The following is a 13069-nucleotide window of genomic DNA, read 5'->3' as shown; positions in this document are numbered from 1 at the left end:
GAAAGCTTGTGGCTTAAATTGACTCTGTCAAACACAGTGTTGACAGTCGGCTTGGTTTTATCCTCCACACCATTACTGGCTTTCATCGGCCTAGCCTTACTCACTACTACGGGTTCATCTGCCACCTCACACTCGTAATACTCTTGAGTCACCTCTTGAATAATACGTCCAACCATTTTTGATCAAATCATTTTGATTGGATACAATGCCAGGCTTCCCCAGTTACTGCACTAGTTCCCTGTTAGAAATTCCACCCTCAAACACAGCATTGGTCTGACTAAGTATTGGGCTTCGCGCTATTTTGGACGCTTACCCACCAATACCGCCGAAGCAGGTTACGGTTAGTTGTGTACCTCTAACTTCTTATGGCTTCCTTCAGACCCCACCGTTAGCCAGTGACGCCCTTGCCATTCAGATTATCTTCCCCTTAGTCGGGGTGATAAGGCTTCTTTCAGCCTATCGGGTTTGCCAGCTTCGCTGGGCAAACAAAAAAGCCCAAAATCATTATTGATTTCAGGCTTAATAGTTTTAGGTTTAACTTTTACAAACTAAACTTATTTAAATGCGGCTAATACATCATTAAAGCATTTAGAAGGTCGCATTATATCAATGACCTTTTTCGTATCTGCTTTGTAGTAACCACCAATATCAACAGAATGCCATTGATCGGTTGTTAAATCACTAACGATAGATTTTTCATTGTCGCTTAGTGATTTATATAATGGTGCAAAATGACTTTGAAGATCAGTATCTTCAGTTTGTTCAGCTAATGCTTTTGCCCAATAAAGTGCTAAGTAAAAGTGACTGCCGCGATTATCAAGCTCACCTGTTTTACGTGAAGGAGACTTACCATTGTCCAATAACTCAGCCGTTGCTTGATCTAATGTTGTTGCTAGCAATCTTGCTTTAGCGCTATCTTGTTTAATACCTAAATCTTCAAAAGAAGCACTTAGCGCAAGGAATTCACCAAGGGAATCCCAACGTAAATGATTTTCTTCTATTAGCTGTTTAACATGCTTAGGTGCTGACCCGCCTGCTCCAGTTTCAAATAAACCGCCACCTGCCATTAATGGCACTATGGATAGCATTTTTGCACTAGTGCCTAGTTCTAGAATTGGAAATAAATCTGTTAAATAATCACGTAGAATATTTCCTGTTACAGAAATAGTGTCGCTGCCACGTAAAATACGCTCTAGCGTAAAACGCATCGCTCTTGTTTGTGACATTATTTGAATATCTAATCCGGTCAAATCATGATCTTTCAGATAGTGATTAACTTTTTTAATTAATTCAGCTTCATGCGGACGGTAATCGTCTAACCAGAACACTGCTGGGGTATCAGACAACCTTGCACGGGTAACGGCTAATTTCACCCAATCTTGTATTGGTGCGTCTTTGACTTGACACATTCTCCAAATATCACCTTCTTCAACATCCATTTCTAATAAAACTTTTCCTTCATCATCAACAATGCGGATAGAGCCATCACCTTGTGATTCAAACGTTTTATCATGTGAACCATACTCTTCTGCTTTTTGTGCCATTAAACCGACATTTGGCACTGTTCCCATGGTTGTAGGATCAAATGCACCGTGAGTTTTACAGAAGTTGATGATTTCCTGATAAATTCTTGCAAAAGTACTTTCAGGCATAACCGCTTTGGTATCTTTCGTTTTACCATCAGGTCCCCACATTTTACCGCCAGATCTAATCATGGCGGGCATTGATGCATCAACAATCACTTCATTTGGGGTATGGAAATTTGAAATACCTTTAGCTGAGTCAACCATTGCTAATTCAGGACGTGTTTCATAACAGGCATGTAAGTCGGCCAATATTTCTTCACGCCAAGATTCTGGTAACTGTTTTATTTTTTCATAAATACTACTAACACCGTCATTGGCATTGACACCTAGTTTTTCAAAGGTTTCAGCGTGCTTAGCAAATAAATCTTTATAATAAACTTTTACTGCGTGGCCAAAAACAATCGGATGCGATACTTTCATCATGGTAGCTTTGACATGGAAGGAAAACATTACCCCAGTCTCTTTCGCATCGTTCATTTCTTCTTCTAAGAACTCACATAGGGCCTTTTTACTCATAAACATACTGTCAATGATCTCACCTGCTTGAAGTGAGGTTTTTTCTTTTAATACGGTTACGGCACCATCTTCTTTAGCGACAAATTCAATTTTTACATCACACGCTTTATCCATAGTCATACATTTTTCACTGGCATAAAAATCGCCTGTATGCATATGTGAAACGTGAGTTCTTGATGCTTGGCTCCACTTACCCATAGAATGTGGATTCTTCTTAGCAAAAGCTTTAACCGATGGTGGAGCACGACGATCTGAGTTACCCTCACGAAGTACTGGGTTTACCGCACTACCTAAAGTTTTTGAATATCTTGCTTCGTTATCTCTATCTTCGTCTGTTTTTGGGGCTTCTGGATAATCAGGAATAGCGTATCCTTGTGCTTGTAATTCACCAATAGCGTCTTTTAATTGAGGAATTGAAGCACTGATATTAGGTAACTTGATGATATTAGTATCAGGATCTTGGGTTAAGGCACCTAGTTCAGCTAATGTATCAGGTACTTGTTGATCTGCTGGTAATTTATCGGAAAAGGCAGATAAAATCCTTGCGGCAAGAGATATATCTTTTAGTTCTACATCTATGTCTGCTGATGCTGCAAAAGTTTTGATAATCGGCAGTAACGAGCAGGTCGCTAGCAATGGAGCCTCATCGGTATAGGTGTATATTATTTTTGAACTCATATTTGTAGCATCCTTTGTATTTATATTTATATTTATATTAATTCCAATCACGACAGTGTTATAGCCGACTGGAAAATAATGTTTTTCCAAACATTAGAAATTACCCGTTATGATAAAGCGAGGCTATTTTTTACTCTAAACTTTATAAAAAAATGTGTTTATAGAAAATTTATTAAAAACAAACTTGAGGCGATAGGTGCCGTTTAAGCTTTGTTTTAGTGTCATTTTTATTGAACAATAATTTTCGGAGAAAGTTATAATATTAATAGCCCACTGTATCTAGTAATTTCAATTGTTCAAATTAGACTAAAGTCGATTATTTGGATTATTCCATACTTTTCACCCTTATTCAGGCTACCCCATAAATTCATTATTAAGTAGGAGGATAGATAAACACAACGACACTACGTTAGGATTAGGTTTCAACACCACTGAGTTTTAGCGGCTAATTTCACGAACATAACGTTACTCTTCGCCACCTTCAAGTAATTCAGCAAAGTAAGCGAGTTTCTCTAATGCTAAACTATGAATAGATTTTCGCGGGTATCTTCCTGTGCTATTCATCGTTCCAGCTGTTGTTGCCATCAATAACTCTAATGCTTGGTCTATCGTCTCTACCGCATAAATTGCAAATTTTTCACTAGCAACCGCTTCAATCACGTCACTGTTTAGCATTAAATTAATCACATTGGTTTTAGGGATAATAACACCTTGCTTGCCTGTTAAACCTTTGTCTTTACATAATTGAAAAAAACCTTCTATTTTTTCATTAGCCCCGCCAATAGATTGCACTTCACCATGTTGATTAATTGAGCCGGTAATCGCTAAACTTTGATCAATAGGCAATAAAGTAATGGCCGATATTAACGCACAAAGTTCGGCCATTGAGGCGCTATCTCCATCGATATGACCGTAAGATTGTTCGATCGCGATATTAGCTGAAATAGCCACAGGGAAGTTTTGACCATATTTATGACCTAAATATCCGGTTAATAACAACACACCTTTGGAGTGAATAGACTTGCCTAAATCAACTTCACCCTCAATATCTATCACCCCTTGACTACCAGCATAAACAGTTGCAGTAATACGAGCAGGCGTGCCAAAAACACTATCACCTATTTCTAACACCGTTAAACCGTTAACTTTACCAACATAATCACCTTCGGTGCTGATTAATACTTGTTGTTCTTTTATTTCATCAAGCCAAGTTTCACTTAATCGACCCGTACGGCGCTTTTTTGCCGCGAGTGCCATAGCAACATGCTTAGCTGTCAATCTACCTTTAGCACCACTTTTACCCCAACAATAATTTGCTTCATCGAGTAAATCGTTTACCTGCACAATGTTTGCTGAAATTTTACTTTTATGCTCAGCTCGTCTTAACGCATAACGCACTAATTCAAGCACAGCTTCATCATCAATTTCTGGATAATTATGTTGTAAAGCGCGTTGGCGAATTAAGTTACCAAAGGCTTGTAAATTTTCATCGTTTTTTTCTAAATGACGATCAAAATCTGCTAACACTCTAAATAACTCGGTAAATTCCTGATCATAGTCTTGCAGGGTATAGTAAATTTCAGCATCGCCAAGCAAGATCACTTTAACTTGTAAGGGGATTTCTTCTGGTTGTAAGCTATATGCACCCGGTTGGCTAATTTCAGAGTATGGATTCTCGATTATTACCTGCCCTGTTTTTAACGCTAGTTTTAAGCGCGACCACACTAAAGGCTGAGTTAATAACTTATCGGCATCAAGTAATAAATACCCACCATTGGCTTTATGGAGTGCACCAGGGCGAATTAATCGATAACTGGTGTAACTACTACCTTGAAAACTTGAAAAATCGACATGACCAAAAAGGTTTTGATAGGTTGGATTTTGTTCATAAACGACTGGAGCGCCATCATTAATATCACGCGATACAAGTAAATTAGGCAAAAAACGTTCAACCATTAATTTACGTAACTCTTTATCATTTGGCGCATCATCATCGTCATTCACTAAAATTTCTAACGAGGCATCGACAATATGGGTTTTGACTTTATTTAGGTATTTTAACACCCCTTGATTATTGGCAAACTCTTGTTCAAGCTCAGTTAAATAAGGCTGAATCGCTTGCTCTGCTGTTCCATTTTTCAACTGTCGTAATTTATCTGACGATTCACGTTTCCACAGTGGTAATTCAAGTAGTTGCTCAGCAAGCACCACTTCAAGCTCTGACAATAATTGATAAAATTTAGCACGTTCTGTTTCATCTATATTAGCAAACTCTTTGTCATTTAATGGTTTACCATCAACTAAAGGCGAAAAACCTACTTCGCCATTTTCTTCATATAGTGATACATTATTTTTTAATGCTATTTCTTCAACCTTAGCAATAGCTTCATCATATTTTTTATTAAAGCCCCTATCTATCGCTGATTTTTGTCTTTGATAACCTGGGTTGTCAAAAATATCAGGGAACAAGTCCATTAATTCATCAATAAACTTGTTTATCCGTGATAGTAATTGCTTACCATCACTGGGATTTACATAAAGACTGTAAGGTGCATGACTTTCGTCAAAGTTATTGATATAACACCACTCTACTGGGGTTGATTGTTCTTTTGCTAGTGCCGTTAACATTTGTTTAATTAATGTTTGCCTACCAGTACCGTGCTCTCCCATGGCAAATACATTAAAGCCAACTGAGCTCATCGACAAACCAAACTCAAGAGCTTCTTTAGCTCTATTATGACCAACAAAAGTCTGTGCTATTTCACTAGGATGTTGCTTTTGAGAAAAAAGATCTGCTGATAAAGTAGAACTAAGTTGAGAAGGATTAAGTTTACATTGCGAAGCAGACGTTGTGATCATGGCTATCCTTGAAAAATTGAGATGTTAGAGACTAAAAAGTCAATATTGTCAGTGTACTCGGTATAACCCCTACTAACAATAATATGCATTAACATTATGATGTTTAGGGGTAATTAAGGATCAAGCGGCAAACGAGTAAAACTATCACCACCACATTTTACACAGGCCGTCACTTCACTAGGGTGCATGATATGAATTTTTTCATCACATTGCTGACATATTAATTCGCCAAAACCAATAATATCTCCAACCTTATAAATACCGTCATGCTCAAAATCATCCACCAATTCAGCCCATTCAACTTGCGATTTATCGGTTAATTGAGCAAGGTTTGCCCACATTTTTTCATTCAGTAAATCTAGATAAATAGAATGCTTTATTTCTGTCTGATTTTGTTGATAAAAATCATGCAAGTCATACGTTAAGTTATCAATAAATTGATTCAATTTTTCTTCTGTCATCCCTTCAGCGGTTTTTGCATATAATTTCGCTTGTTTAACGAATTCATTAACCCGAGGCTTTTGAATCTCCTTCATCTCATCAAGCCAATCACTAAGGTTTTGATAAACTTCCATTAAGTATTCTTTTTTCTTTGTCATAATGCGTTCCTAGATTAACGAAAATACTGCCAACTTTATCTTCATACTTTAAGTATATACCCAAGTGAATTCAAAATGCAGGTTTCAGTTGGAATTAGAAACGTTTTTAGGCAAGGCATTGATTGAATAGAATGGTTATTCCCTTCTCAAAATCAATAACGCAGCATAAAACGTTTCTAAACCAACCCTACGGGGACAACTGAGCAAACCATCTACTTCGTTGCATCCTTTTTTAAGGGAACAACCCTTAATAAAAAGATGTGTCTTGTATATGGCTCGCTCAGTTGTCCTGAAATCCACTTTTTGAGTTCACTTGGGTATAGACAAAGTTGATGATTAAACTTAATTAAGCTTGTCGTGCTATAGCCAGATAAGGTATTCTATCGCGATAATTTAAACTAAAATTTACGGTGCCTTTGAATAATTTCATTGTGTATATAATGAAACAAATGGCGCTAATAAATCCCAAACATACCGTTCGAGAACTCATTAATGGAAGCCATTTATAATCCCCAAGCGATTGAAGCAACAGTACAAAAATTTTGGACTGAAAACAATACCTTTAAAGCGATTGAAGACGAGAGCAAAGAGAAATTTTATTGTTTAGCTATGTTTCCCTACCCTAGTGGTCGCCTGCACATGGGCCATGTACGTAATTATAGTTTGGGTGATGTGATTTCTCGTTACCAACGTATGCAAGGTAAAAATGTAATGCAACCTATGGGTTGGGATGCTTTTGGTTTGCCTGCGGAAAATGCGGCAATAAAAAATAAAACGGCGCCGGGTAACTGGACTTATCAAAATATAGATTACATGCGCAACCAGTTAAAGTCACTTGGCTTTGGTTATGATTGGAGCCGTGAATTAGCCACTTGTAAACCAGACTATTACCGCTGGGAACAGTGGTTTTTCACTAAACTGTATGAAAAAGGCTTAGTTTACAAAAAGAATGCTTCAGTAAACTGGGATCCTGTTGATCAAACCGTATTAGCAAACGAACAAGTTATTGATGGTCGCGGTTGGCGCTCTGGCGCTATTGTTGAAAAGAAAGAAATTCCACAATGGTTTATTAAAATCACCGATTACGCTCAAGAGTTATTAGATGATTTAGATCAACTAACCGATTGGCCTGAACAAGTAAAAACCATGCAACGTAATTGGATTGGTCGCTCACAAGGTGTTGAGATGACTTTTCAAGTTGACGGTTTAGTTGAAGGCAAACAAGAAAGCTTTGATATATACACCACTCGCCCTGACACTTTAATGGGTGTTACTTATGTGGCACTGGCCGCTGAACATCCATTAGCCCTTATTGCTTCAAAAGAGAATGCTGCCAAAGGAAACGCTGCGCTTGCCGATTTTATTCAAGAATGTAAAGGCAATCAAACCACAGAAGCTGATATGGCTGCTATGGAGAAAAAAGGCGTTGATACCGGCTTTAAAGCTATTCACCCAATAACCGGTGAGTTAGTACCTGTTTGGGCTGCCAATTTTGTATTGATGGACTATGGTTCAGGCGCGGTAATGTCAGTACCTGGACACGATCAGCGTGATTATGAATTTGCAACCAAATATGGTTTAGCCATTACTCAAGTAATAGAAGTCAGTCCAGAAGATGATATTAGCAAAGCAGCAATCATTGAAAAAGGCACCTTAGTTAATTCAGGTGAGTTTGACGGCTTAGATTTTGAAGCGGCTTTTACCGCCATTAGTGGTAAATTAACTAAAGAAAACAAAGGTAAGATAACGACTAACTTCCGTTTACGTGATTGGGGCGTTTCTCGTCAACGTTACTGGGGCACACCCATTCCAATGGTTAACCTTGCCAATGGTGAATCGGTACCAGTTCCGGAAAGTGAATTACCGGTTATATTGCCAGAAGATGTGGTCATGAATGGCGTCACCTCTCCTATTAAAGATGATCCTCAGTGGGCAAAAACTACCTTTAATGGTGAAGACGCCTTACGTGAAACAGATACCTTTGACACCTTTATGGAGTCTTCATGGTATTACGCGCGTTATTGTTCACCAAACGATGATAGCCAAATGATTGATCCTGCTAAAGCTAATTATTGGTTGCCAGTAGATCAATATATTGGCGGTATCGAACATGCTATTTTACATTTACTTTATTCTCGTTTTTTCCATAAATTATTACGTGATGTTGGTTTAGTGCAATGTGATGAACCCTACAAAAAATTACTGTGCCAAGGCATGGTACTAGCAGATACTTATTATCGTGAAGCTGATAATGGTTCGCAAGATTGGATTGCGCCAAATGATGTTACTGTTGAACGTGATGAGAAAGGCAATGTTACTTCTGCTATCAGCAAAATAGATGGTGAAGCCGTTATTTCTGCTGGCATGAGTAAAATGTCTAAGTCGAAAAATAACGGTATCGATCCACAATCGGTTATTCAAAAATACGGTGCTGATACTGTACGTTTATTTATTATGTTTACTTCACCACCAGAGCAAACTCTAGAATGGTCTGATGCTGGCGTTGAAGGGGCTCACCGCTTTGTTAAACGTGTTTATAAATTAGTACATGACACCGTTGAGGCTTGTCAGGGTGAAAGTTTTGACATTGACGGCATAACACTAAACGCTGCTCAGAAAAAACTACGCAGAGAGTTGCACAAAACAATTGCTAAAGTAACTGATGATATAGGTCGTCGTAATACGTTTAATACCGCTATCGCTGCCATTATGGAATTAATGAACCACTTAAGCAAAGCGCCTATTAAATCTGACGAAGATAAAGCCGTTATGTTTGAAGCACTTCGCGCAGTAGTATTAATGCTCACACCTATCACACCACATATGTGTCATTACTTATGGCAAACAATAGGGTGTAATAATACTGAAGTAGAAAATGCCCCATGGCCAACCGTTGATAACAGCGCATTAGTTGAAGATGAGAAGCTCATAATTGTACAAGTGAATGGCAAGCTTAGAGCAAAAATTACCGTTGCTGCTGATGCCAGTAAAGAAGAGGTTGAAGCACTTGGTCTAAATGATGAAAACGTAGTTAAATTTACGGCAGATAAAACTATCCGCAAAGTTATTTATATTCCAGGCAAAATATTCAATATTGTGGCTAACTAACATGGTTAAGTCATATTTCACCTCGTTAGTTATGACATATAAACGTTTAATAACAGTTTTTACCTTGGTAAGTTTATTATCCGCTTGTGGATTTCATTTACGTGGTGATTATTTACTTAACGATGAATTACAAACCTTGTATGTTAGCTCAAGTGACATACACGGTGAATTAACTCGCTTAGTAAAACAACACTTATCTCACAATCAAGTAAAGGTGCTTAAGCATAAAAATACGCAAGTGCCTGAGCTTCGCATCATGTCAGATACGCTTGATAGAAGAACCTTATCGGTATTTGAAAATGGACAAGTCGCTGAATATGAACTTATTTATGCGGTACATTACCAGTTACGTTTTGCTAATGAAGAACCGAAAAGCTTCCACTTTGAATTAAATAGAGATTATCAAGATGATCCAAGTTTAGCCTTAGCAAAATCTAGAGAGCTATCTTTATTACTCAGTGAAATGAGAACATCAGCTGCTGATAAAATTTTACGAGATATGGCAAGAGTTCAACGATAGGCTTTTAAATGAAAATTTACCATAACCAACTTATACACTCATTAACACAAGGCTTTAAACCTGTGTGGTTGGTTTTTGGTGATGAACCTTGGCAAAAAAACAATAGCTTATCCACGATTAAAAACCACGCGCAACAACAAGGTTTTAGTGAAATCCTACGCTTTAGCGCTGATAATAAATTTGACTGGCAACAAATAATTGATGAATACCAATCATTAAGCTTATTTGCTAATCAACGGATCATTGAAGTGGAATTCACCACGGTTAAAATTGGTGATAGTGGCAATAAAACTTTATTCGCATTAAGCGAGATAATAGCCCAAAACGCAGCACTACAAGATGTTGTTTTTATCTTTCATGGTCCCAAACTGGATGGTGCCAGCGCTAATAGAAAGTGGTTTAAAGCCTTAACACAATTAGGTTGTTACCTGCCTTTATACGATATAGAGGCTAAAGACTTACCCAGATGGCTACAAAACCAAGCAAAAAGCCTCAATGTTAATTTGGCGCCTGAGTTATCCTTATTACTAATTGAGTTATTTGAAGGTAACTTACCTGCGTTAGAGCAAGAGTTACAAAAGTTGTCCTTGTTGTTTGGCACAAAGCTAATCAGCTTAAGCGATGCTGAACAAATAGTGATTAAGCAAGCGAAGTTTAATCCCTTTCAAATAATAGATGCTTTATTAGAAGGCAACTGTAAAAAGTGCTTAACAATGTTAGATCAATTACAACAAGAAGGTACGGCTGCTGGACAAGTGATTTGGGTATTCCACAAAGAATTCAACCAATTGTACACCATGCTAGATAAACTAGCACAAGGTTATCAGCTCAACGATTTATATAAAGAATATCGTATTTGGGAAAAACGAAAATCGCTTTATCAACATGCACTGACTCATATAAGTTTAAAAGATATTAAACGGGCAATATCACGGCTGGCCGATATCGATTTGATCAGCAAAACAAGTAGTGAGTTTAATGCTTTTATATTGTTGGCCGATCTTTGTGTAACACTTTATCATGGTGAAATTACGAAAAACTTTTCATTGAATTATGAATATTCCTAGTCTTTTTTCTCAGGCACTTTTTTATAAAGCAAACGTTTTCGCAACAAAAGTAATTTAATTTATGACGAGTATTGGTATTTTAGGCGGTACTTTTGACCCCATTCATCTTGGTCATACTTTGCCAGCTAAGGCGGTAGCCGATTATCTGTCATTAACTAAAATATTGTTAATTCCAGCTAATATTCCCCCGCATAAGGCAACGCCTAATGTCAGCGCGAAACAACGTGCTGAAATGGTTCATTTAGCTTGTAGCACTGAACCTTTATTAACTTGTGATGAACGCGAACTAAAGCGTGATGGCAATTCTTATACAGTGGACACGTTAAAAGAGTTAGCAGAATCATTTCCACAACAAACATTATATTTTATTATCGGCCTAGACTCTTTATTAACCTTTACTCGTTGGCATAAATACCAAGAGATTTTATCGCTTTGTCATTTGGTTGTGAACACAAGACCTAACTACCAATTAGACAACTTAGATAAAGCAACCGCAGCATTATTAAACAACCATCAAATACATAGTGTTAATGAATTAAAAAAGCGTAAGTCCGGCGGTGTATTATTACTTCCTGATACCCTGCCGTCTTTGCATAACCACTTGCATATTGATATTTCTTCAAGTGAAATTCGTCAACAATTAGCCAATAAACAAGATTGCCAGCAACTATTAGCACCTAGCGTATTTACTTTTATCAACAAAAATAAACTTTATCGTTAACTTAGTCGCGAATGATACTTATACCCATGATACTTCAAGATGTGCGTTTCAGGGCAGCTGAACGATTCATGATCAAGGCGCATCTTTTTATTAAGGGTCGTTCCCTTAAAAAGAGATGCAACGAAGAACATGATTTGATCAGGGACCCCTGTAAGGCTGGTTTATAAATGCTTTATGCTACGTTATTGATTTCGACAATGGCGCTACATAGATGTAGCTTATTAGAGAATGCAGGAGCATATTCTTATTAGAGAATGCAGGAGAATATTCTCCTGAACAACCATTATCTTCAATCAAAGCCTTGCGTACATGGATGTAGGTACTTAGGTTCAGTCGGGAACTATGAACCTGTGCCTAAAGACGTTTCTAATTCCAGCTGAATCCGATATATTGAAGTAACATGGCTATATACAGGTAAGTGAGTGTTCAAATATCAATCAGGATAAATATTCCATTTACAATGATCATATATTTATTCGTATTGGTATTAATGTTAATATTCACAGATTGTGCTTAACTTAGTTTAAAGCACTGTGAAAAATCAACTAATTTATAGGAAGAACCCCTTGCAAACCGAAGCACTTAACGCATTTGTAATTGAAAAACTTGAAGACATGAAAGGCAGAGAAATCATCTCTCTAAACATTAGCGACAAAGCAAGCTTTGCCGACTATATGATTATTTGCTCAGGTAACTCAAACCGCCACGTAAAATCAATCGCGCAATCAGTAGCAATTGAATGTAGAGCTGCAGGTGTTGAACCACGTGGCATGGAAGGTAACGATGTTGGCGAATGGGCATTAGTTGATTTGGGCGATATTATTGTGCATGTTATGACTAACGAACAACGTGACAAGTATAATTTAGAACAACTTTGGGCCGAATAGCAGCCAATTTGATTGGTTCGATTGGTTTTATTAACTTATGAAGTTAACTTTATATGCGGTTGGCACAAAAATGCCAACTTGGGTCATTCAGGGTTTTAATGAATATGCTCGACGTTTCCCTCGTGATTTATCTTTTGATTTAGTAGAGATACCTGCAGGAAAGCGTGGTAAAAATGCCGATATTACGCGTATTTTAGAAAAAGAAGGTGAACAATTATTAGCCGCTATTCCGAAAGGCAGCCGTATTGTCACTTTAGAAGTTGAAGGTAAACCCTGGACCACACCACAACTGGCGAAACAGCTTGAACGTTGGCAGTTCGATGGCAGAGATGTAGCATTGCTAGTTGGTGGCCCTGAAGGATTAGCCCCTGCTTGTATCAAAGCCAGTGAACAAAAATGGTCCTTATCAACACTGACTTTACCCCACCCCATGGTTAGAATTCTCATTGGCGAAAGTTTATACCGCGCATGGAGCATTAATAATAACCATCCTTACCATAGAGAATAACGAGTGGTACCTCAGCGTAT

9 protein-coding genes are annotated in these 13069 nt (G+C 37.7%); 6 read left to right on the top strand and 3 right to left on the bottom strand.

Translation table 11 applies throughout. The annotated features are described in order from the left end of the window. Positions 1 to 554: 554 nt before the first annotated feature. The 3 genes from DWA31_RS10840 to DWA31_RS10830 form a co-directional block, all read right to left on the bottom strand. Positions 555 to 2780, bottom strand: coding sequence for an NADP-dependent isocitrate dehydrogenase (locus DWA31_RS10840; protein WP_114326600.1), 2226 nt, complete (start codon positions 2778 to 2780; stop codon positions 555 to 557). 465 nt (positions 2781 to 3245) lie between these two features. After that, on the bottom strand, positions 3246 to 5639 hold the full coding sequence (locus tag DWA31_RS10835) for an ATP-binding protein (RefSeq protein ID WP_114326599.1): 2394 nt from the start codon (positions 5637 to 5639) through the stop codon (positions 3246 to 3248). Between the two features lie 113 nt (positions 5640 to 5752). Beyond that, on the bottom strand, positions 5753 to 6238 hold the full coding sequence (locus DWA31_RS10830; RefSeq protein ID WP_114326598.1) for a zinc ribbon-containing protein: 486 nt from the start codon (positions 6236 to 6238) through the stop codon (positions 5753 to 5755). Between the two features lie 492 nt (positions 6239 to 6730). Between DWA31_RS10830 and leuS the strand changes: the two genes are divergently transcribed. The 6 genes from leuS to rlmH all read left to right on the top strand — a co-directional run bounded on the left by leuS (position 6731) and on the right by rlmH (position 13049). Beyond that, a complete protein-coding gene (gene leuS, locus DWA31_RS10825; protein ID WP_114326597.1) occupies positions 6731 to 9346 on the top strand; it encodes a leucine--tRNA ligase in 2616 nt (871 codons plus the stop codon). A 1-nt stretch (position 9347) separates the two neighbouring features. After that, on the top strand, positions 9348 to 9866 hold the full coding sequence (locus tag DWA31_RS10820; RefSeq protein ID WP_245942587.1) for an LPS-assembly lipoprotein LptE: 519 nt from the start codon (positions 9348 to 9350) through the stop codon (positions 9864 to 9866). 8 nt (positions 9867 to 9874) lie between these two features. Beyond that, on the top strand, positions 9875 to 10933 hold the full coding sequence (holA, locus tag DWA31_RS10815) for a DNA polymerase III subunit delta (RefSeq protein WP_114326596.1): 1059 nt from the start codon (positions 9875 to 9877) through the stop codon (positions 10931 to 10933). A 61-nt stretch (positions 10934 to 10994) separates the two neighbouring features. Next, on the top strand, positions 10995 to 11654 hold the full coding sequence (gene nadD, locus DWA31_RS10810) for a nicotinate-nucleotide adenylyltransferase (RefSeq protein ID WP_114326595.1): 660 nt from the start codon (positions 10995 to 10997) through the stop codon (positions 11652 to 11654). A 566-nt stretch (positions 11655 to 12220) separates the two neighbouring features. Beyond that, positions 12221 to 12541, top strand: coding sequence for a ribosome silencing factor (gene rsfS / locus DWA31_RS10805; protein WP_114326594.1), 321 nt, complete (start codon positions 12221 to 12223; stop codon positions 12539 to 12541). Between the two features lie 37 nt (positions 12542 to 12578). Next, complete coding sequence (gene rlmH / locus DWA31_RS10800) at positions 12579 to 13049, top strand: 23S rRNA (pseudouridine(1915)-N(3))-methyltransferase RlmH (protein WP_114326593.1); 471 nt, start codon at positions 12579 to 12581, stop codon at positions 13047 to 13049. Positions 13050 to 13069 lie beyond the last annotated feature (20 nt).

This window comes from Candidatus Colwellia aromaticivorans, assembly GCF_003333305.1.
Lineage (GTDB): Bacteria > Pseudomonadota > Gammaproteobacteria > Enterobacterales > Alteromonadaceae > Colwellia > Colwellia aromaticivorans.
This window is presented reverse-complemented; position numbering and strand designations above follow the sequence as displayed.